Here is a 19,483-nt window from a genome sequence, read left to right as displayed (position 1 = left end):
GCCGTCTCGCTACTCGAGCAGCCCGTCGCGTAGCAGCGCGAGGCTGTCGTCGTCGACCGCGTTCGGAACCGCGAGCATGAACGTCTCGATGCCGACGTCTTCGTACTCCTCGAGGCGCTCGCGGATCATCTGCGGAGATCCCGTCGGGGCCGTCTCGACGTACGCCGAGAGGAAGAACTCTCGGGGTTCGGACGGCTCGTCGGGCAGGTACTGCTCTGCGAACTGCGACCGTTTGCGCTCGGCGGTCTCGTCCGTCTCGTCGACGAAGACGAACAGTTCGGCGGACTTCTCGATCGCGTCGTACCGCTCCTCGCTCTCGCAGTGCTCGCGCAGCACCGAGAGCTTCTCGGCGAACCCCTCGGGCTCGAGGGTGCCGTAGTTCCAGCCGTCGGCCAGTTCGGCGGCGTACCGCAGCGTGAACTGCTCGCCGCCGCCGCCGATCCAGATCGGCGGGTGGGGATCCTGCACCGGCTGCGGTTCGCAGAACGCGTCCTCGAGCGTGACGTCGAGTGCCTCGCCCTCGTAGCTGAAGGACTCGTTCGTCCACAGTCCCTGCAGAATCTCGACCGTCTCGCGGAGCCGCCGGATTCGCTCGGCAGGGGGCTCACGAAACTCGTAGCCGAAGCGGTCGTACTCCTCGGCGTACCAGCCCGCGCCCAGGCCGACCTCGAGTCGGCCGTCGCTGACGTGATCGACCGTCGTCGCCATCTTCGCGAGCAGCGACGGGTGGCGGTAGGACTGGCTCGTGACGAGCGAGCCGAGGCGGATCCGTTCGGTCGCCTCGGCGACCGTGGCGAGAGTCGTCCAGCACTCGGCGGTCTCCCGGCGCGGATCGCCGATCCAGGACTGGAGGTGATCCTCGAGCCAGACCGCGTCGTAGCCGAGCGATTCTGCCTCGGTCGCGACGCGTCGGATCGTCTCGATATCGGTCCCGTACTGTGGGAGGATCACGCCGACATCGGCGTCGAGGGCGCTCACTCCTTCACCTCCGCGTCGAGCGTCAGCAGTCGGTCGGCGAGCGTCTCCGGCTCCTCGGCGACGAGTCGGGTCATCGCCTCTTTCCCGACGTCGCCGCGGTCGATCACCGCGACGGGTCGCGTCTCCCGGTCGCCGAAGACGTCCGCCGGGTCGGTCGAGCGATCGGTCTCGGCGACCGGCCACTCGAGGGTCTCGAGCGCGCGCTCGACGTCCTCGTCGAACCGGCAGTTGACGGCGAAGCGCAGGTCGGGGGCGTACTCGCGGGCCGAGACGAGGAAGTCGGCGAGGTGGCTCGAGGCGCCAAAGCGGACGCCGCGGTTGGGCTGGACGCCGTCGAGCGTTCGCGTGATCCTGCCCTCGACGGCGGCCGTCTCGGCGATCGATTCGGCGTACGGCGTCGCGCCGACGACGTTCACCCCGACCTCGGGGACGAGCCCCGACACGTCCGCGGCGACGAACCGATCGACGACCGCCTGGACCGCCTCGGCGGTCGGCTCGCGAGCGGCCGCGTTCCGGAGTTCGACGGCGTGGTTGACCGCGCCGTGGCCCTCGCCGACGTCGGAGTAGTAGCGCACCGCCCGCGCGAGGAAGTCGGTCGCCCCCTCGACGGCCACCTCGAGGGGCTCTCCTTTCGCCAGGCGGGCGGTGATCGCCGACGCCAGCGTACAGCCGGAGCCGTGAGTCGCGTCGGTCCGAATTCGTGGATGTTCGAACGTTCTGGTGCCGTCGGCGGTGACGAGCACGTCCCGGACCGTCTCGCCGGGGACGTGGCCGCCCTTGAGGAGCACCGCGTCGACGCCCGTCTCGAGGATCGTCTCGGCCGCGTCTCGAGCGCTCTCCAGGTCGGTGACCTCGATCCCCGACAGCACCTCGGCCTCGTCGGCGTTCGGCGTCGCGAGCGTCGCGGCCGAGAGCAGGTCCTCGTAGGCGCGTTCGGCTTCCGGCTCGAGCAGTCGGTCACCGGAGGAAGCGACCATGACCGGGTCGACGATCAGCGGGAACTCGAACGCCGGTGCCTGGTCGGCGACCAGCTGGACGATCTCGGTCGTCGCGAGCATTCCCGTCTTCGCCGCGCCGACCGCGAAATCACCGGTGACGGCCTCGATCTGGGCCTCGACCTCCTCGAGTGGCAGCGCGAACGAGGACTCGACGCCGCGGGTGTGCTGGGCGGTGACGGCGGTGATCGCCGACGTCCCGAAGACGCCGTGGGCGGTCATCGTCGCGAGGTCCGCCTGGATTCCGGCCCCGCCGCCGGAGTCGCTCCCTGCGATCGTGAGCGCGACGGGACGCGCGTCGGGTGCTGGCGTTCTCATGGGTGTAGCTATCGGTCCGTTGTACTAATCGGTAGTGGTCGATGCGGTGACGGTTCGTCCGGTGCGGTCGAGACGCTCGATTGATCTCCGGCGGACCTACGCCGGCGGCTGGTCAGCGAGTTTCTCGACGCGAACCTCGAGGATGCGGTTGTTCTCCGCGGTTTCGACGACGAGTCGCACGTCGTCGTAGGTGACCGACTCTCCCTCCTCGACGATGCGACCGGCCCTGTCAAAGATGAACCCCGCGATGGACTCGAACTCGCCCGTTTCGGGGAGATCGGTCTCGAGCGTCTCGTTTACTTCGTGGAGGTTCACTTCGCCGCGGACGAGGGCCGTGTCGTCGTCGAGGAAGCGGATCGGGACGCGCTCCATCTCCCTGAGGACCTCGCCGATGATCTCCTCGACGATGTTCTCGATCGTCAGGACGCCCGCGGTCGTGCCGAACTCGTCGACGACGATAGCGATGTTTCGACGCTGCTCGCGGAGTTCTTCTAGGATCTCGTCGACGTCTTTCGTCTCGGGGACGATGTACGGCTCGGCCGCGAGAGATCGCAGCGAGGCGTCCGGATCGCGCTCACGGGCCGCTAGCAGGTCGATCGCGTCGACGACGCCGACGATCTCGTCGAGGGTCCCCTCGTAGACCGGCAGCCGCCGGAATTCGCTGTCGATACACGTTTCGATCGCCGTCGACAGCTCCTCGTCTGCGGCCACCGCGACCACGTCCAGACGGGGAACCATCGTCTCCTTGGCGGTCCGGTTGCGGAACCGGAGGATCCGCTGAAGCATCCGGTGTTCTTCCTCCTCTAAGACGCCCTCACGCTGGCCCGCCTGGATCACGTCGCCGATCTCCGAGCGCGTGACGTACGCGCTCTCGAAGTCCCCTTCGCTTCCCATGATCTTGTTGACGCCGCGGGTGAGGACGTCGAACACGGCGACGAGCGGGTAGAGCAGATACTGGGAGAGCCGGAGCGGTTTCGAGATCCGCAGCGCCCACGACTCGCTGTTCTCGACGGCGTAGGACTTGGGCGCGCTCTCGCCGAACAGCAACACGATCGAGGTAACCCCGAACGTCGCGATGAGCACGGCTTCGCTCGCACCGAAGTACATTCCGAGCAGTCCGGTCGCGATGCTCGACATGGCGATGTTCGCGATGTTGTTCCCGACGAGGATCGTGACCAGCAGCCGCCGCGGATTCGCTTTCAGCTCCGCGAGGGTCCCGGCGCCGGCGACGTCGTCCTCGACCAGCGAGCCGATCCGGTGATCGGCCAGCGAGAAGATAGCGATCTCCGAGGACGCGAAGAACGCGGAGAGCGCGATCAGCACGCCGATCGCGGCGACGCCGAGGACGGTGATGGTTTCCTGTGACAGCGTCTGGAGGACTATCGGAGAGTCAGAAAGCGCCAGAACCGCATCGACGGAGTGCATGCCTCTACTCAGGTACGCGACGCGTAAAGTTCCACCAAGTTGGCTGGAATCAAACCGTCGGACTCGGTGACGGCGACCGACGAACGACCGCCTCGTTGTCGGGCTACTCGCCGGCCAGTTCGGCGTACGCGTCCCACGAGGGGTCGACTCGCGGGTGCTCGAGTCGCTCCCCGTCTACTACTGCCCCCCGATCGTCCTCGCTCGACTCGACGCGGCCGATCTCGGCGACGACGGTCCCTCGCTCCTCGAGCGCTTCCTGAACAGCATCGACGCCGTCCGGATCGACGGCGATCACGAGCGAGCCGCAACTGGTCGCCGCCCAGGGGTCGATCTCGAGGTGGTCGCACACTTCGGCGACGCCGGGGCGCATCGGAACCGCCGTGCGGTCGACGGCGAACCGGGCGTCCGCGCCGGCGGCCATCTCGTTCAACGCCCCCGCGAGGCCGCCCTCGGTTACGTCGTGCATCGCCGTCACGGGACCTGCGGCGGCGGCCGTCAGGGCGTCGCGGACGCAGTGGACCTCCTCGAGTCGCTCCTGGGCGTCCGCGATCACGTCGTCGGGGAGCGCAAGTTGGTCGCCAAAGAGCGTGCTCAGGAGGCCGACCGACTCGACGGCGGGACCGGTCGTCAACAGGAGTCGATCACCGTCGCGTGCGCCGTCCGGACGGACGATATCGTCGTGGTCGCCGACGCCCATCGCGGTCGCGGCGCCGACCCAGGGATGGGACTGGCCCGAGTACCGCGCCGTGTGGCCCGTCACGACGGCGACGCCGAGGTCGGCACACTCCGCGTGGATCGTCTCCCAGACTGTCCCGAACTCGTCGTCGCTCATCGTCTCGGGCAACGTAAAACAGATCGAGAGGTGGGACGGCGGAACGCCGCTGACGGCGACGTCCGCGAGCACGAGGTCGAGTGCGAACCGCGCGGCGCGCTCGAGGCCGAGTTCGGGGAGAATCGAGAGCGGATCGGTGGCGGTGACCAGCGCCTGTCCGCCCACGTCGAGGACGCCGAAGTCGACGCCGTGACTGGGACCGAGCGCGACGTCGTCCCGGTCGGCGCCGAGGTTCGGCGCGATGCGGCGCTCGAAGAACTGTCGATCGATCTTGCCGAGGTCGCTCACGGGTGGTGAATTCGATCGCGCCTTCTTAGCGGTGCTGATCCGCGCCGGCGGCCGCTTTCCAACTCGCCGGTCGAGCGCCGATCAGTCCCCCAGCGGATCCTCGAGCGCCCGTTCGATCGGGTCGTCTCCGGCCGCGAGTTCGAACGTCTTCCCGTGCGTGCTATCCATCGTGAGCGCCATAACGAGCGTCTCCGCGACGTCCTCGCGGGGGATCTCGACGTCGTCGCGGTCGAGATCCGACCCGGTCCGGATCTCGCCGGTCCCCTCCTCGTTCGTGAGCGGTCCGGGACGGACGATGGTGTACGTCAGGTCGCTCTCACGGAGGTAGTCGTCGGCCTCGGCCTTCGCGCGGAGGTACTCCCGTAGCGCTTCGGGGCTGTTTTCCGGCTGATCGGCGTTGATCGAACTCAACATCACGAAGCGCTCTACCCCCTCGGCTTCCGCGGCGTCGACGATGTTGATCGCCCCGTCGCGGTCGACGCCCCACACGTCGTCGCCGCCGGATCCTGCGGCAAAGACGATCGCGTCGCGTCCCTCGACGGCGTGTGTGACGTCTTCGGTCAAGTCGGCGAGGACCGGTTCGGCGCCGAGAGATTCGATAGCTTCCGTCTGGTCCTCGTCACGGACCATCCCGTGTACGTCGTGCTCGCTCTGCGCGAGCAGTTCGGTCGCGTGCTGTCCGACCTGGCCGTGGGCGCCCGCTACGAGTACGTTCACGTGTGGTTCCCATCCCGGCTGCCGAAAAAGCGCTGTGCATGATCCGTCGGAGTGAGAGGTTGGACGAGCGAATCCGTTACAACTCGAGCGTGTAGATCGCCGTCGGATACGCCTCGCCGGCGATCTCGAACTCGGAACTGCCGGTTCGGTCGAAGCCGCGAGCCGCGTAGAAGCGGTGGCCGACCTCGTTGCCGTCCAGCATCTCGAGGCGCAGCCGCTCGATGCCCTCCGGTAGCACGTCGATGCTGCGCTCGAGCAGCGCCGTGCCGATCCCCTCGCCCCAGTAGTCGGGTTCGACGTAGATCTCTTTGAGACCAGCCTCGTCGTCGCCGACGAAGTCCTTCGTCTCGTCGCCCCACCGGACGTAGCTGTAGCCTCGAGCGGTGCCGTCGATCTCCGCGAGGAAGATCCCGTCCCGGTCGTGCGTCAGTCGGTTGGCGTACTCGCGTAGCTGTTCGTCGGACGGGTCGGCCCCGAACTGCGCGATCACCTCGTCGGGAAGCAGGTCGGCGTAGGCCTCGCGCCAGGCCAGCGCGTTGATGCGAGTGATCGCGCGTGCGTCGGCCGTTCCCTCGGCGTCGAATCGCCGGATCTCCATACTGGCACCTCGTTGACACCCGGTAAAACACCTCGGGTGCCGTGCCATCGGATGCCATCCGGAGTACTCGGTGCCACCCCGGGTAGGCGTTCGCAACCGACGCGACGTGGCCTGCCCGAACCGCACCTTCCTTGACGGGGCTCTCCGTACCCCGTCCTATGCACGGAACTGGCGTTCCCATCGTCACACCGTTTTCCGACGGCGCGATCGATCACGAGCGACTGACGTCGCTCGTCGAGTGGCTCGAGGCGGCCGGCGTCGACTTCCTCGTCCCCTGCGGGTCGACCGGCGAGGCACCGTTGCTGACGATCGACGAGCGCGTCGAAGTTATCGAAACCGTCGCCGAGGCGACCGACCTCCCGGTGCTCGCGGGCACGGGCCAGGAGGGGCTCGAGCCGACGCTCGAGACCACCGAACGCGCCGCGGCGGCGGGCGCTGACGCAGCGCTCGTGATCACGCCGTCCTACTACGGCTCCGACGACGCGGAGCTGGCCGCCTACTACCGGGACGTCGCCGACGCGTCGCCGATTCCGATCTACCTCTACAGCGTCCCCAAGTTTACGGACCACGCGCTCTCGCCGCGAACGGTCGGTGCGCTCGCGGGCCACGAGAATATCGCCGGCATCAAGGACTCGAGCGGGAGCCTCGGCTCGATCCAGCGGATCGTCGATCACACTGACGAGGAGTCGTTCTCGGTGCTGGTCGGCAGCGGCAGCACCTACGCGGCCGGACTCGCGGCCGGCGCCGACGGCGGCGTCCTGGCGGTCGCGAACGTCGTTCCCGAGGCGGCGAGCGAGGTGTTTCGGCTCCACCGCGAGGGTCGGACCGACGAGGCGCGCGACCGCAACGCCGCGTTCGTCGAACTCAACCACGCGGTCACCGCGCGGTTCGGCGTGCCGGGCGTCAAAGCCGCCCTCGAACTCCGCGATCAGCCCGCGGGTCGACTCCGTCGACCGCTCCGGCCACTCGAGGCTGACGACGAGACCGAACTCGAGTCGATCCTCTCTCGGGCGCTCGAGTCGTAACCGAATCCCGTTTCACTATCTGATCGAATGAATCGCGAACGATTACTGACAAGGGTGAAGTCCGTCGGCGTCCAAGCGGCCGTAGATGGCGTACTCGGTCCGTTTCGAGACGTGGCCGGATCTCGAGTTCACGACGGGTGAGCTGACGGGTGCGCTAGGTGATTCGATTACGGTCCTTCCGCTTCTCGTGGCGCTGGCCGCGACGACGACTGTCTCGCTGCCACACGTCCTCGTCGGCTTCGGCGTCTTCCAGATCGTCTGGGGGCTCTACTACGGCATTCCCCTCTCGGTCGAGCCGATGAAGGCCCTCGTCGGACTGGCGATCGTCGGCTCGCTCTCCTATCCGGAACTCGCGGCGGCCGGGCTGCTCGCGGGCGGGGTTTTGCTCGCAGTCGGACGATTCGGCTTCGTCGGCCACCTCCAGCGCATCGTCGGCGAACCCGTGATTCGGGGCGTCCAGTTCGCCGTCGCCCTGCTGTTGCTCGAGGCCGCCGTCGGCCTCTCGATGGGGAACGTACCCGTCGCGATCGCAGGACTCGCCGTGGTCGTCGCGCTCGCACTCGTCGGCTACCGGCGGGTGAGCGTGCTGGTCGTCCTCGCGCTCGGTGCGACCGCGGCCGTCGCGGCGACCGGCGTTCCGACGCCTCGAGTACCAGATCCGGCGCTCTTTCCCGCTGGTTCGCCGGCGATCACGACGGCCGCGCTCGAGGGAACCGTCGCCCAGCTCGGGATGACGATCGGCAACGCGGCGATCGCGACGGCGCTGCTCTGTGGCGATCTCTACGACCGGGAGGTGAGGGCTGACGACCTCTCCCAGAGTATGGGCGTCACCTGCCTCGCCGCGATCCCGTTCGGTGGCGTCCCGATGTGTCACGGCAGCGGCGGGCTGGCGGGCAAACACGCCTTCGGCGCGCGAACCGGCGGCGCGAACGTCCTTCTCGGGATCGGTTACCTCGCGCTCGCGCTGGTCGCCGCGGGAGCCCTGCTCGCCGCGTTCCCGCTCGCCCTGCTCGGCGTCCTGCTGGTCGTCGTCGCGCTCGAGCTCGGTCGGGCGGCGTTCGAACCCGTTACCGACGGACGCTCGCTCGCGCTCGTCGTCGGCGTCGGGGTCGTCGGCCTCGCGATCAACGTCGGCGTCGCGTTCGTCCTCGGTGCCGTCGCGTTCTGGGGAGTTTCGCGCCTGGATTGAGATGGGGGTACTCATCCGTTAGTGCGATCTGAATCGTCCGAGAGTAGCGACGGTGAAACCGGTCCGCTCTGTCGGGGTGCTCAGTCGGAGACTGGTGACGCTCGGTGGATCCGTCCCCGTTCGTCAGTTGCCCCGCCGAGACTGGCGGCGGTTTTCCAGGTTTAAATCCAACTACAGTTCTAGCTATTATTATATCAATACTTACAATGGATTTTATGTGTATTATTCTCATACAGAGGTTCTATACAGGAAACGCAATTCGGAGGTGAAATCTGGCGGACAGGGTAGCTAACGGGCAGGCAGCGGCATCTGCCGAAACAATCAGCAACACCAACCGATGTGTCGATATCACGACTCGGACGAGACAGCGGAACAGATCGACGATTACAGCGACGTTCGGCCGGTAGAGAGTACTGGCGGGGCGGGCGGGGGCGACCGCCCTCGGGGTCCCAAAGTCGACACGGACTCACGACGGAGTTTGTTGAAGAAGACCGCCGTATCCGGTCTCGCGGTGACGGGGATTGCCGGCAGCGCCTCGATGCAGGCGAGCGCACACCACCGGGACGATCATCCGTCGGATCAGTACGTCTCGGCTCACTCGAACAACTACACCTCGTCGAGCCGCGGCGCGGCGGACATCAACTGGATCGTCGTCCACTGTGCGGTGACCACCTACCAGGGCTGTATCGACTACTTCGAGCGGGACAACGACCGCAACGTCAGCGCCCACTACGTGGTCAGCAACTACGACCATACGTCGGGAGCGCCGGGCCACTGTACGCAGATGGTCAACCACGGCGACATCGCTCACCACGCACGGGGGTCGAACGCCAACTCGATCGGCATCGAACACGAGTGGCACGAGGATTACGGGAACTACTTCACCGACGAGTGTTACCAGACGTCGGCCGATCTCGTCCACTATCTGGCCGACCACTACGACATCCCGGTGAACTTCTACGACCACCCGGACGCGATGTGTCAGTACGAGGGTGGGATCCTCACGCACCGGCACTCGCCACAGGACTACACGTCTAACGGGACGTGCGACGACATGCCGGCCAAGAGCTGTCCCGGCCCCGACTGGGAGAACGACCGTTACAGAGACTTCCTCTCCGGCGATGGCGGTGGCGGCGGTGGCGATCACAAGTTCCAGGACGGCGACCAGGTCCGAACCACGGCCGATCTCAACGGCCGCGAAGGCCCCGGCCTCGACTACGAGGTCAAGCGGACGTACCCGGAAGGCACCGAGGGAGAGATCATGAACGGCCCCGAGGAAAACGACGGCTACACCTGGTGGGGGATCCACTTCCCCAGCTACGGCGAGTGGGTCTGGTGTGTCGAGCAGTACCTCGAGCACGCCTGAAGCGACGTCCGGTCGGGAAACCGGTTCGGCTCGAGGCCAGTCGTCGCGTCGACTCCCGAGAGACGAAAATCCCTCCGGGAGCGGAGTTCCTTTTTCCCCTCGCATCGAACGTCCGCTAATGACCGCTAGCTGGGAGGATTTGTTCGATCGAGGCACCGAGTACGACATCGACCTCGAGGACGTCCGAGAAACGTACGACGCGCAGACTGAGGAGCGAGATGAGTGAGCGCCGCGACGAGCCCGACCCGACCCGCGTCGTCGCCGATCCGGCGGTGCTCGCGGCCGACCTGCTCGTCGGCGGCGACGCCCGCGCGGCACTCGATCACGTCCGTCGGCACTCCTGGATCGAACTCGTCGCGAGCGATCACCTGCTCGAGGAGACCGAACGGCTCGTCGCCGCGCTCGCGGACGAGAACCTCGCCGCGGACCACCGCGAGCGACTCGAGGCCGATCGCGTCGTCGTCGACCACCCGGAGGACGACCATCCGGCGCTCGCCTCGGCCTATCGCGGGGAGGCGGCACACCTCCTCTCCTACGACGAGCGACTCAGTTCGGCGAAGGCAGGGCTCTCGCTCCAGCCCCGCGTCTCGGTGAGCGTTCGTCCGCCGGACGCGTTCGCCCGTCTGTTCGATCCCGAGAGCCTCTACGAGGCGGCCGAAGACGGCGAGTATCCGGGACCGGACTGCGATCCTCGAGCGTAGCTGCGTTCCCCTGCTCCCGCGTTCGCTACCCTACGTTGGCTTTCGACCCTCGATCCGGGCGGAGACGATCGGAAGCTCCCCGTCGGTCCACTCGCCTTCGACCGTGATCGAGCCGTCGACGAACCCCGCGTCGTCGAGCCAGGTCTCCATCTCGGCTATCGTCGCGGCGCCGCCGACGCAGGCCGAAACGGCGTCGGGATTCTCTCGAACCTCTCGAGGGAGCGGTTCGGTCGCGACCAGGTCGGAAATCGCGAGCCTGCCGCCGGGTCGAAGCACCCTGAACGCCTCGGCGAGCACCCGCGGCTTCGCCGGCGAGAGGTTGACGACGCAGTTCGAGATGATCGCGTCGACCGACTCGTCCGCGACGGGCAGGTGTTCGATCTCGCCGAGACGGAACTCGACGTTCTCGAGGTCGCTCTCCCGGGCGTTCTCCCTGGCGCGCTCGAGCATCTCCGGCGTCATGTCGACGCCGATGACGCGCCCCTCGGGGCCGACCTCCCGCGCCGCGAGGAAGCAATCGAACCCGCCGCCGGAGCCGAGGTCGAGCACCGTCTCGCCGGGTTCGAGTTGCGAAATCGCGACCGGGTTGCCGCAGCCGAGGCCGAGGTTCGAGCCCTCGGGGGTGTCCTCGAGGTCGTCCCGCTCGTAGCCCAGCGAGAGCGTTCGATCGGTGGTCGTCTCCGATTCCGTCACGTCGAAACTCTCGGCGTTCGAGCCACAACACCCCTCGTCGCTACCGGCGATTTCGCCGTACTCCTCGCGAACGTTCGTTCGCTGGTCGGAGTCCGGTACATCGGTCGATGTGTCGTTGGCTGACACGTCGTCGGTCGGCGTGTCGTCAGTCGGTGTGTTAGCCGTGTCTGTCATAACTGTCGTGTCGAATCAGTCGTTCTCCGGAACCGCAACGGCGGTCGCGAGGTCGAGCAACTCGAGGACCGCGGTGTCCGCGATCCGGTAGTACGTCCACTTCCCCTTCTTTCTGGATTTTACCAGCCCCGCATCCCGAAGCGTTCGCAGGTGGCTCGCGACCGTCGACTGGGGGGCCTCGAGGACGACCTGCAACTCGCAGGCGCACAGTTCGCCCTCACGGAGCGCCTCGAGCACGCGAATTCGGTGGTCGTTCGCGAGCGCCCCGAAGACAGTCGCCTGCGTTTCCACCGCGTCCTCGTTGGGCCGGCGCTGTTCGAGTCCCGCGGTCGGATCCTCGTCGTCGTACAGTTGCTCGAGGGTTCGACAGACCTCCTCGAGCGTCTCGTTGGTCTCAGACATATCGTGTATGTTCGATTTGTTCTGCTGGTATCGGGTGGGAGCCCGAGCCACGCCTTCGCTCGAGTAGGTTGGGTATCGACGGCTATATACCTCTGGATCGTACTGAGAGCAGTATAGTCAACTAGATCGACCAGTACTCTGCCAGTGATCCTCTACAGACGAATCGAAAATAGTCGATTTCAGTCGTTCCCGTCCGGTTGGAGTCGCGCGGCAAAGAACGTCCACGGGTATTCCCCGGCGTTCTCATCACCGTCTTCGTCGGCGGCGTCAGCGCCGTCAGCGTCTTCGTCGTCAGCGTCTTTCTCCTCGTTCAGTTCCTCCGGAACCCCCCACTCGTCGGCGATCTCGAAGCCGGCGGTCCGTAACTGTTCCCGCGTGGCGTCCGCGCCGGCGATGTTCCACTCCATCCGAACGCCGCTCTCGAGCCAGTCGGGGTTCTCGCCGGCCCACCGGTTCGTACCCTCACACAGCAGTAGCCGACCGCCCGGCCGCAAGACGCGGGCGAACTCGTCGACGACCGCCTGGTGGTCGTCCATCGGGATGTGGATCAGCGACCAGTAGGCGACGACGGCGTCGACCGTCGCGGCCTCGAGCGGAAGCGTCGTCATGTCGCCCTGCACGAGGGATGCGCCGGGCGCGTTGGCCGCGGCCAGTTCTAGCTGTCCACGCGAAAAATCGACGCCGAACGCCGTCGCCGTCGTCGACTCGCTCAGCCGGGTGAGCACCGGCGTCCCCTGTCCACAGCCGGCGTCGAGAACGCGGGCCGAATCGGGCAGCGACTCGAGAAACCCTTCCAGGAACTGCGTTGCCCGACCGTTCTCGGACCGCTGTGCGGCGTACGCCTCGGCGATCTCGTCGTACGACCGACGAACGGCGTTCTTCTCGACCATTACCGTCGGCTACTGAACCAGAGTTGTTCAATCTTTGCGTAGTGTGTGAGACATCAGCTAGCGCTGGCGGCCGATCAGTTGTCGACGCGCTACCAGTAGACAGTAGCACGGTTTTTATTCAGACTATCGCGTAACAATCGTGTTACGTACAGGCGGACGATGTATCATCCGTGGATTCCCACCCTTTGCTCCGGTGGCGCGCGCTGTCGACCGACCGAACGTCAGTAAGGTCGGTCGATAATACTGCGCGAGGGATGAGCGAACGCGGTGAGCGAATCGGCTGGGGAGGGTGTGGCAATCCAGTGTGTTCGTGCGAGCAGGAGCTGCTCCCGTCGTGAATACCGCGAAAGCCCCTAGCCCGCTCGAGGGCTGCGGCTCGCTGCGCTCCTCGGTCGCGTCGCTCCCTGCGGTGCTTGCGTCCCCTCGCACCTCGAGCGGGCCAGCCCCTTTCAGTCCCACCCGGCGGTGGTTGGTCGAGGCTGCAGACACAACGCTAGGTGTTCTATTCGCCCGCCTACGTAACGATTCGGCCGGCTCAGATTCGGAACGAAGACTGAACAACGAAACTGTATTTCCAACTACTGCTACTGCTGATCGGCGTACCACTCCGCGAACGCGGCCAGCGCCCGGCCGCGGTGTGAGATCGCGTTCTTTTCCTCGGTGTCCATCTCGGCCAGCGTCTGCCCGTTGTATTCGAAAATCGGGTCGTAGCCGAAGCCACCTTCGCCCCGCGGGGGGACGAGCGTCCCGGCGACCGTCCCCTCGAAGGTCTCGGTTCGCTCTCCGTCGGCGTACGCCATCACCGTCCGGAAGCGCGCCCGGCGGTTCTCCTCCTCGCTCGCGAGCCGCCAGAGGCGTTCGATCCCGACGGTGTCCTCGACGTACGCCGAGTACGGGCCCGGAAAGCCGCCCAGCGCGTCGACGAACAGCCCCGTGTCGTCGACCAGCACCGGCTCTTCGCTCCCGAGCGCGTCGAACGCCTCGCGAGCGCCGCGGGTGACGATCTCCTCGAGCGAGTCGCTCTGGAGTTCGGCGTAGTCGTAGTCGACCTGTTCGACGGCGTCGATCCCCTCGAGGTACTCGCGGGCTTCCCCGACCTTCCCCTCGTTTCCCGTGACGAATCGAATGGCCATGTGCCAGGGACCGTCCACCGGGGCCAAAGCGTCGTCGGTTGCGTCCCGCGGCGGCAGGCGTCGTCTTCGCCGCAACGCCAACGCTTTCCGTGGTGTGCCCACTCACACGAACTGATGAGTAACTCAGCGGGCAGCGTCCGACTCGGTGTAGTTGGACTCGGATTCATGGGACAGACCCACGCCACGAACGCCCAGACGTTTGGCCACGACGTCGTCGCGGGTGCCGATCTCGTCGCCAATACGCGCGACGAGTTCGCACAGGCCTACGGCGCGACGGTCTACGAGGAGTTCGAGGCGATGTACGAGGCCGAGGAACTCGACGCCGTCGCGGTCTCGACGCCAAACGCGTTCCACGAACCCGCCGTCATCGCTGCCCTCGAGCACGGCTACGACGTCTTCTGCGAGAAGCCGCTCGCGAACGACCTCGCGAGCGCCGAACGGATCGCCGCGGCTGCGGCCGACGCCGACGGCTTCTGTATGGTGAACTTCCACAACCGCGTCTCGACGGCAGCGGAAGTGTTCAAGGACTACCAGGAGGAGGGGCTCTTCGGCGATATCACCCACGTCGACGCGAACTACGTCCGGCGGCGTGGGATCCCCGGCGTCGGCTCCTGGTTCACGAACCAGGAACTGTCCGGCGGCGGCGCCGTCGTCGACATCGGCGTCCACGCGATCGACTTCGCGCTCTACCTGATGGACTACCCCGACGTCGAGGAGGTCTTCGCCACCACGCGGACGGAGTTCGGCCACCGCGACGAGTACGTGGACCCCGGCGACTGGTACGACGAGACCGAGGAGGCCGTCTTCGACGTCGAGGACTCGGCGACGGCGATGATCCGCTGTGAAGGCGACCGGACGGTCTCACTCGAGGTCACGTGGGCTGCGAACCAGGCCGAGACGAACGACTTCATCGCCCGCGGCACCGAGGGTGGCGCAGAACTCGAGCTCGGCGGCGAGGAGCTGACGATGTACCAGGCCGGCAGACAGGGCACCGACCACCTCCTCGACTCCACGCTCACGGGCGGCGAACTCGACTACACCGGCTGGGAGGGAAGCGACAGACGGTTCCTCGAGGCCGTCGAAGCCGGCGAAGCGCCCGAACTGAACACGGTCGAGCAGGCCCTGACCGTCCAGCGAGTGATCGACGCGATCTACCGATCGAGCGAGGACGGCTCCTCGGTCGCAGTCGAGTAAAAAGACCTCCGTCGCGAACGCCTCGCGCTCAGCGCTGGGAGTCGCGCAGGATCAGCGGCCCGATCGCGAGCGTCCGTTTCGCGGCCGTCGCGATCCGCATGACGTACGCGGTCAGCATGAAGAACGGCGCGAGCGTGAACGTAAAGCTCGCGGCGACGACCCAGACGAGGAGTTCGACGCCGAGTACCGTTCCGACGAGCGTCGTCTCGTCGACGAACGTCATCATCATTCCCGAGACGAGCAGCGCGGGAATCGCGATGTAGAGAATCAGTCGCGAGAGGTCGATCAGCTCCCACTGGAAGTACAGCGTCTTGATGTGCTCTCGGGCCGGGCCGAACATGACCAGCGAGGTGCGGAGGTCGTCGAGCGCCTCGTCCTGGTCCTCGTCGAGAACGTCGCCGTATTCGGCTTTGAAGCGCTCGATCTGGAAGATCTTCCAGGAGTAGTTGTAGTCCATCGAGGCGTAGACGACGTCGAACGTTCCGAACTTGGCGCCGTCGAGTTTCTCGCGAACCGTCTCGGAGTTACCCGTAATGCTGTCGACGAACTCGTCGACCTCCCGCTCGAGGTCCTGGTCGTCCGTCCCGGCGACGACTTCGCGGAGGGCTTCGGCTCGCACCTCCGTCGAGTCGACGATCTCCCGCAGGAACGCCGACGGATCGGCCGGTGCCGGTTTGTCGGTAAGATCCTTGATATAGCTCCGAAAGTCCATCGTCTCGCTCATACGCGCCCGCTGCTCTCCCAGCGGCCCGTTCTCCTGGGAGACGATGAGCTGACTGATGGTGACGACGAGGGTGACGCCCGTGACGAGCGCGCCGAGCATCGACGCGAACAGTGACTCGATCACGCCGCGGTCCTCGAGCAGTTCCGCCAGGCTCGGATCGAACAGTCCGCCGAGCATGAACAGCCCGAAGAACGCGAGCGAGATGACCCCCGTAACGACCAGCCGGTTCGCTCCGACGAGCAACCAGAGTTTCAGCCGACTCTCCTCGGCCCGCTCGCGCATCGTGTTCTCGGTACTGATCTCGTCCTCACTCATCGCTGTCACCCTGCGCGGGTCGCTTGAAGACCAGGAACTTCGTTCCGCCGCCGGAGTAGTCGATCGTCGCGACGAGTTCCCATCCCTCCTGGCCGAGTTCGTTCAGCGTCTCTTTCGGATCACTCGCCTCTTCCATCGTCGGTCCGCGAGGTGGGCGAACCGTCTCGTACTCCCAGACGGTGCCGTCGTCTCCTGTCATACTCGTATATCTCGGATACGACGAAAAAGGATTCGCGTTGCACCGCGTGCTCGGCGTTTCAATCGTTCCGAACCCGGCGGGTGACCGCCCCGCTCGCAGAAGGGTTACTCGTCGTCGACGATGACTTCGACCGGCTCGTCCTCGGTGCCGTCGGTGCCTTCCGTCTTGCCCTTCTGCTCCTGCCAGAGGAGGGCTCCGGCGACGGCGACGACGATCCAGGAGCGCCAGTTGGCGAGATTCAGGGTATAGCCGACGCCGAAGGGTTTCTCGACGAGCATCCCCTCGCCAGGCTGCCAGTACGACGAGAGCATCCGACCCATACTCGGTCGCTCGAAGTTGTACGGTACGCCGAGAACCTCACCGGAGGTTGGCTTGTCTACCATGCGCCAACGAACGTCGTCCACGATTAAGAGTATTGTGTGCTCCTCTCGGTTCCGGAAATTGGTCTGTCACGACGGCTGTTCGGTCGAGTGGTGTCCCGCTCGCTACGGTAACAGGATCTCAGTGCCCCGAGGGCCCCGTCAGCGCCGCCTCGAGTCCCACGCGGAGTCCGCGTTCCATCGTCTCGAGTGCCATACTCGGCTCACCCTCGTCGCGGGCCGCGGCCTGTTCGTGGGAGAAGGGGACGTGGACGAAGCCGACTCGAAAGTCCGCGTCGGTCGTTTCGACGAGGTGGCGCGCGGCATACAGCACGTTGTTACAGCAGTGCGTGCCGGCGTCGGTCGAGAGCCGCGTCGGCACGCCGCCGTCCCGCATCGCCGTCTTCATCTGCCGACAGGGTAGCGTCGAGAAGTAGGCATCGGGACCGTTTTCGGCGACTCGCTCGTCGACGACCTCGCGCTCTTCGTTGTCCGGCACGCCCCTCGTATCGCGGAGATTGATCCCAGTGCGCTCGAGCGAGAGCGCGGCCCGTCCGCCCGCCAGTCCGAGCGCGCAGACGACGTCGGGGTCGTGTTCGTCGACGGCAGCCTCGAGTTGTGGCGTCGCGCGGTCGAAGACGACGGGGAGTTCGGTCCCGACGACGCCAGCACCGCCGATCTCGGCCCCGTCGAGTCGTTCCGCGAGCCGGATTGCGGGGTTCGTCTCGAACTCGCCGAACGGTTCGTAGCCGGTTACGAGAACGTCGCTCATCGGTCGTTCCTCGAACGGTCACCGAAAGAATCTCTCGGTTTCGGTGGCGTCTCTCGAACACACATTCGATGGTCGGCCGGCGTCGACGTTCGAGTGACCCGGTTAAAAGGGACAGCAGACGATCCCGCTCGAGGGGGTGGCGATATAGCTAACTCGATCCTGCAACAACAGTTAGTGTATGAGGAAGAACGTCGGCGGACTCGATCGTATCGTTCGCGGGGTGCTGGGCATCTGGCTGCTCGTGGTCGCGGTCGCGGCGTACACGGACGACGAGCACGAACGCGCCGCGATTGCGGGGATCGCCGGTCTCGGCCTCCTCCAGAACACGGTGACCGGATTCTGCGGCGGAAACTACCTGTTCGGGATCGATACGACGGACGACTCCTGCGGCGTGGATTGACTACGAGTCGTCGACGTACCGACCCCGGCCCTCGACGTCTTCGAGGCGCTCGAGAACGCATTCGTCTCCCTCTTCGCGATACCCCTCGCGGAGCGCCGCGCGCAGGGGTTCGGGATCTGCGGCGGTGCCGACGAGGCTCTGATCGAAGACGTGCAGGTCCATCGCGTAGTCCTCGACGTGGTCGGTGTGGTAGCCGAGGCCGAAGTCGATGAGGTACGTCCGCGACCCATCTACTCTGGCGTTCCTCGTCGTCAGATCCCCGTGGACGAACCCGGCCCGGTGTAACCGCGCCAGGTGCCGGCTCACGTCGCGAACCCGATCGGGCGAGAGCGACGTTCGGAGATCCTGCCTGCCGACGTACTCGAGTTCGAGGCGCGCCTGTCGTGGATCGATGTCGCGCAGGACCGGCGTCGGCACACCCTCGCGCCGGGCCAGGCTCGTCAGTCGCGCCTCGATTCGGGTTCGCTCTCGACGGAGCCGTTCGTCGAGTTCGGGATGTCGGTACTCCTTGCGCTCGCGGCGCTTCGTCGCGGAACCCGCGTCGGGATCGAGATCGACGACCGCTTCGGCACCGCGGACGCTCCCCTCCTCGCGACCGAGCGCCAGGTCGGACTCGTCGGCCCGCCACGTGACCGGCACCTGGTCGGGCCTGAAGTCCGGGTTTACTCGCGATTCCTCGAGCGCGAGCGTGTCGCCGGCGTCGTACATCTTCGCGCCGAGGACGGCAATCATGCCCGCATTATCGCGCAGGAACCGGGGCTCGGGCGCGTGGAACCTGGCGCCGCGCTGGGCGCACATCTCCTCGAGCATCGCCCGGAGGCGGGCGTTCTGGCCGACGCCGCCGCCGAGGACGAGTTCGTCGCTGCCGGTCAGCGAGAGCGCGCGCTCGGAGACTTCGGTCAGCATTCCGAAGATGTTCTCCTGGAGCGAGTAGCAGACATCCTCGACCGGGACGCCGTCGTCGTATCGCTGTTTCGCGGCGCTCATGATCCCCGAGAACGAGAAGTCCATCCCCTTGACGACGTAGGGGAGGTCGACGTACTCGCCGTCCTCCGCGGCGGCCTCGACCTTCGGACCGCCGGGATGGGACCAGCCGACGTGGCGGGTGAACTTGTCGATCGCGTTGCCGACGCCGGTGTCCATCGTCTCGCCGAGCACCTGGTAGCGGCCGTTCCGGTAGGCCAGCAGGTGGGCGTTCGCGCCGCTGGCGTTCAGACAGACCGGCGAGTCGAAGCCGGAGGTGTGGCGACCGATCTCGAGGTGGGCGACCATGTGGTTCACCCCGACGAGCGGCACGTCGAGCGACTGGGCGAGCGCTCGTGCGGCCGTCCCGACGACGCGCAGACAGGGGCCGAGACCGGGCCCGCGGGAGAAGGCGACGGCGTCAACAGGCGCAGCCTGTTGGCCCGACGAGCTCCGCTCGTCGACGTCAACGGGCGGCTCGGTTTCGGGACCGTCGTGGGTCTCGCGAGCGTGCTCGAGTGCGGTCTCTACGACGCGGGGGATCGCGTCGTGCATGTGTTCGGCCGCCTCGCGAGGATGGATACCGCCGCTATCGGGCTGGTAGGCGTCGCTCTCGATGAAGACGTCGTCGGTCCCGGAATCGTAGCAGGCTGCGCTGGCCGCCCAGGCGGTGCCTTCGATGCCGAGAACGCGCGTGTGAGAACTCACGACTCTTAGGTTAGTGTCAGTACGTAATCGTTCGGTGGAACGAGCGAGCGAAACACGTCGAGCGCTTACGGGTCACTTCGGTCCCCGTTTGCACGTCCACAACCTGCCTCGCGTCGCTCGGCACG

General features: G+C 66.4%; 21 protein-coding genes. 6 read left to right on the top strand and 15 right to left on the bottom strand.

All coding sequences use genetic code 11. The features are described 5' to 3' along the window. Window positions 1-9: 9 nt before the first annotated feature. From CV102_RS13565 to CV102_RS13540, 6 genes are all read right to left on the bottom strand, one after another. Complete coding sequence (locus CV102_RS13565; protein WP_148858547.1) at window positions 10-978, bottom strand: TIGR03560 family F420-dependent LLM class oxidoreductase; 969 nt, start codon at window positions 976-978, stop codon at window positions 10-12. Then, window positions 975-2,291, bottom strand: coding sequence for a bifunctional hydroxymethylpyrimidine kinase/phosphomethylpyrimidine kinase (thiD, locus tag CV102_RS13560; RefSeq protein ID WP_148858546.1), 1,317 nt, complete (start codon window positions 2,289-2,291; stop codon window positions 975-977). Before thiD ends, CV102_RS13565 begins: the two co-directional genes overlap by 4 nt. Before the next feature lie 96 nt (window positions 2,292-2,387). Further along, window positions 2,388-3,716, bottom strand: a complete 1,329-nt coding sequence (locus CV102_RS13555; RefSeq protein ID WP_148858545.1) for a hemolysin family protein — start codon at window positions 3,714-3,716, stop codon at window positions 2,388-2,390. 103 nt (window positions 3,717-3,819) lie between these two features. Further along, complete coding sequence (locus CV102_RS13550) at window positions 3,820-4,836, bottom strand: AIR synthase family protein (RefSeq protein WP_148858544.1); 1,017 nt, start codon at window positions 4,834-4,836, stop codon at window positions 3,820-3,822. Between the two features lie 81 nt (window positions 4,837-4,917). Next, complete coding sequence (locus CV102_RS13545) at window positions 4,918-5,553, bottom strand: SDR family oxidoreductase (protein WP_148858543.1); 636 nt, start codon at window positions 5,551-5,553, stop codon at window positions 4,918-4,920. 76 nt (window positions 5,554-5,629) lie between these two features. Next, window positions 5,630-6,151 carry a GNAT family N-acetyltransferase gene (locus tag CV102_RS13540; protein WP_148858542.1) on the bottom strand — a complete coding sequence of 174 codons (522 nt, stop codon included), beginning with the start codon at window positions 6,149-6,151 and terminating at the stop codon, window positions 5,630-5,632. A gap of 158 nt (window positions 6,152-6,309) precedes the next feature. Between CV102_RS13540 and CV102_RS13535 the strand changes: the two genes are divergently transcribed. The 4 genes from CV102_RS13535 (at window position 6,310) to CV102_RS13520 (ending at window position 10,432) form a co-directional block, all read left to right on the top strand. Continuing rightward, complete coding sequence (locus CV102_RS13535) at window positions 6,310-7,176, top strand: dihydrodipicolinate synthase family protein (RefSeq protein WP_148858541.1); 867 nt, start codon at window positions 6,310-6,312, stop codon at window positions 7,174-7,176. An 85-nt stretch (window positions 7,177-7,261) separates the two neighbouring features. Continuing rightward, complete coding sequence (locus CV102_RS13530) at window positions 7,262-8,365, top strand: putative sulfate/molybdate transporter (protein WP_148858540.1); 1,104 nt, start codon at window positions 7,262-7,264, stop codon at window positions 8,363-8,365. Window positions 8,366-8,846: 481 nt separating this feature from the next. Then, window positions 8,847-9,731, top strand: a complete 885-nt coding sequence (locus tag CV102_RS13525) for a peptidoglycan recognition protein family protein (RefSeq protein ID WP_187432966.1) — start codon at window positions 8,847-8,849, stop codon at window positions 9,729-9,731. A gap of 218 nt (window positions 9,732-9,949) precedes the next feature. Next, window positions 9,950-10,432, top strand: a complete 483-nt coding sequence (locus CV102_RS13520; protein ID WP_148858538.1) for a DUF7384 family protein — start codon at window positions 9,950-9,952, stop codon at window positions 10,430-10,432. A 30-nt stretch (window positions 10,433-10,462) separates the two neighbouring features. Here CV102_RS13520 and arsM read toward each other — a convergent pair whose 3' ends face one another. The 4 genes from arsM to CV102_RS13500 form a co-directional block, all read right to left on the bottom strand. Continuing rightward, window positions 10,463-11,299 (bottom strand): arsenite methyltransferase, encoded by an 837-nt coding sequence (arsM, locus tag CV102_RS13515; protein ID WP_187432965.1) that lies wholly within the window; start codon window positions 11,297-11,299, stop codon window positions 10,463-10,465. Between the two features lie 15 nt (window positions 11,300-11,314). Then, entirely contained in the window at window positions 11,315-11,701 is a 387-nt protein-coding gene (locus tag CV102_RS13510; protein WP_148858537.1) for an ArsR/SmtB family transcription factor, read from the bottom strand. 179 nt (window positions 11,702-11,880) lie between these two features. Then, complete coding sequence (locus CV102_RS13505) at window positions 11,881-12,591, bottom strand: class I SAM-dependent methyltransferase (RefSeq protein ID WP_148858536.1); 711 nt, start codon at window positions 12,589-12,591, stop codon at window positions 11,881-11,883. A gap of 584 nt (window positions 12,592-13,175) precedes the next feature. Beyond that, window positions 13,176-13,724, bottom strand: coding sequence for an XTP/dITP diphosphatase (locus CV102_RS13500; RefSeq protein WP_148858535.1), 549 nt, complete (start codon window positions 13,722-13,724; stop codon window positions 13,176-13,178). A 114-nt stretch (window positions 13,725-13,838) separates the two neighbouring features. Here CV102_RS13500 and CV102_RS13495 point away from each other — a divergent pair, with 114 nt between their 5' ends. Next, on the top strand, window positions 13,839-14,918 hold the full coding sequence (locus tag CV102_RS13495; protein WP_148858534.1) for a Gfo/Idh/MocA family protein: 1,080 nt from the start codon (window positions 13,839-13,841) through the stop codon (window positions 14,916-14,918). Between the two features lie 28 nt (window positions 14,919-14,946). On the opposite strand, the gene CV102_RS13490 is transcribed toward CV102_RS13495, so the two are convergent. The 4 genes from CV102_RS13490 to pcp all read right to left on the bottom strand — a co-directional run bounded on the left by CV102_RS13490 (window position 14,947) and on the right by pcp (window position 17,287). Beyond that, window positions 14,947-15,957 carry a hypothetical protein gene (locus tag CV102_RS13490; RefSeq protein ID WP_148858533.1) on the bottom strand — a complete coding sequence of 337 codons (1,011 nt, stop codon included), beginning with the start codon at window positions 15,955-15,957 and terminating at the stop codon, window positions 14,947-14,949. Further along, window positions 15,950-16,156 carry a DUF4177 domain-containing protein gene (locus tag CV102_RS13485; protein ID WP_148858532.1) on the bottom strand — a complete coding sequence of 69 codons (207 nt, stop codon included), beginning with the start codon at window positions 16,154-16,156 and terminating at the stop codon, window positions 15,950-15,952. The genes CV102_RS13490 and CV102_RS13485 overlap by 8 nt, the downstream gene beginning before the upstream one ends. A 104-nt stretch (window positions 16,157-16,260) precedes the next feature. Then, window positions 16,261-16,539 carry a DUF5808 domain-containing protein gene (locus CV102_RS13480; RefSeq protein WP_148858531.1) on the bottom strand — a complete coding sequence of 93 codons (279 nt, stop codon included), beginning with the start codon at window positions 16,537-16,539 and terminating at the stop codon, window positions 16,261-16,263. A 118-nt stretch (window positions 16,540-16,657) separates the two neighbouring features. Continuing rightward, the gene (pcp, locus tag CV102_RS13475) at window positions 16,658-17,287 is read right to left on the bottom strand and encodes a pyroglutamyl-peptidase I (RefSeq protein ID WP_148858530.1); all 630 of its coding nucleotides are present in this window, start codon (window positions 17,285-17,287) and stop codon (window positions 16,658-16,660) included. 178 nt (window positions 17,288-17,465) lie between these two features. On the opposite strand from pcp, the gene CV102_RS13470 reads away from it, so the two are divergent. Next, entirely contained in the window at window positions 17,466-17,687 is a 222-nt protein-coding gene (locus CV102_RS13470; RefSeq protein ID WP_148858529.1) for a YgaP family membrane protein, read from the top strand. Here the strand turns inward: CV102_RS13470 and CV102_RS13465 are convergent, their stop codons facing one another. After that, on the bottom strand, window positions 17,688-19,358 hold the full coding sequence (locus tag CV102_RS13465) for a bifunctional N(6)-L-threonylcarbamoyladenine synthase/serine/threonine protein kinase (RefSeq protein WP_148858528.1): 1,671 nt from the start codon (window positions 19,356-19,358) through the stop codon (window positions 17,688-17,690). It lies immediately after the preceding gene. Between the last annotated feature and the right edge of the window lie 125 nt (window positions 19,359-19,483).

The sequence above is a fragment of the Natronococcus pandeyae genome, assembly GCF_008122205.1.
GTDB lineage: Archaea > Halobacteriota > Halobacteria > Halobacteriales > Natrialbaceae > Natronococcus > Natronococcus pandeyae.
This window is presented reverse-complemented; position numbering and strand designations above follow the sequence as displayed.

Excerpts from the sequence above, each read along its gene's own strand:
- arsM (WP_187432965.1), bottom strand. The coding sequence starts at position 11,299 with ATGACAGACACGGCTAACACACCGACTGACGACACGCCGACCGACGAC.
- CV102_RS13485 (WP_148858532.1), bottom strand. The coding sequence starts at position 16,156 with ATGACAGGAGACGACGGCACCGTCTGGGAGTACGAGACGGTTCGCCCA.
- CV102_RS13510 (WP_148858537.1), bottom strand. The coding sequence starts at position 11,701 with ATGTCTGAGACCAACGAGACGCTCGAGGAGGTCTGTCGAACCCTCGAG.
- pcp (WP_148858530.1), bottom strand. The coding sequence starts at position 17,287 with ATGAGCGACGTTCTCGTAACCGGCTACGAACCGTTCGGCGAGTTCGAG.
- CV102_RS13500 (WP_148858535.1), bottom strand. The coding sequence starts at position 13,724 with ATGGCCATTCGATTCGTCACGGGAAACGAGGGGAAGGTCGGGGAAGCC.
- CV102_RS13540 (WP_148858542.1), bottom strand. The coding sequence starts at position 6,151 with ATGGAGATCCGGCGATTCGACGCCGAGGGAACGGCCGACGCACGCGCG.
- CV102_RS13505 (WP_148858536.1), bottom strand. The coding sequence starts at position 12,591 with ATGGTCGAGAAGAACGCCGTTCGTCGGTCGTACGACGAGATCGCCGAG.
- CV102_RS13535 (WP_148858541.1), top strand. The coding sequence starts at position 6,310 with ATGCACGGAACTGGCGTTCCCATCGTCACACCGTTTTCCGACGGCGCG.
- CV102_RS13490 (WP_148858533.1), bottom strand. The coding sequence starts at position 15,957 with ATGAGTGAGGACGAGATCAGTACCGAGAACACGATGCGCGAGCGGGCC.
- CV102_RS13530 (WP_148858540.1), top strand. The coding sequence starts at position 7,262 with ATGGCGTACTCGGTCCGTTTCGAGACGTGGCCGGATCTCGAGTTCACG.
- CV102_RS13520 (WP_148858538.1), top strand. The coding sequence starts at position 9,950 with ATGAGTGAGCGCCGCGACGAGCCCGACCCGACCCGCGTCGTCGCCGAT.
- CV102_RS13470 (WP_148858529.1), top strand. The coding sequence starts at position 17,466 with ATGAGGAAGAACGTCGGCGGACTCGATCGTATCGTTCGCGGGGTGCTG.
- thiD (WP_148858546.1), bottom strand. The coding sequence starts at position 2,291 with ATGAGAACGCCAGCACCCGACGCGCGTCCCGTCGCGCTCACGATCGCA.
- CV102_RS13555 (WP_148858545.1), bottom strand. The coding sequence starts at position 3,716 with ATGCACTCCGTCGATGCGGTTCTGGCGCTTTCTGACTCTCCGATAGTC.
- CV102_RS13495 (WP_148858534.1), top strand. The coding sequence starts at position 13,839 with ATGAGTAACTCAGCGGGCAGCGTCCGACTCGGTGTAGTTGGACTCGGA.
- CV102_RS13480 (WP_148858531.1), bottom strand. The coding sequence starts at position 16,539 with ATGGTAGACAAGCCAACCTCCGGTGAGGTTCTCGGCGTACCGTACAAC.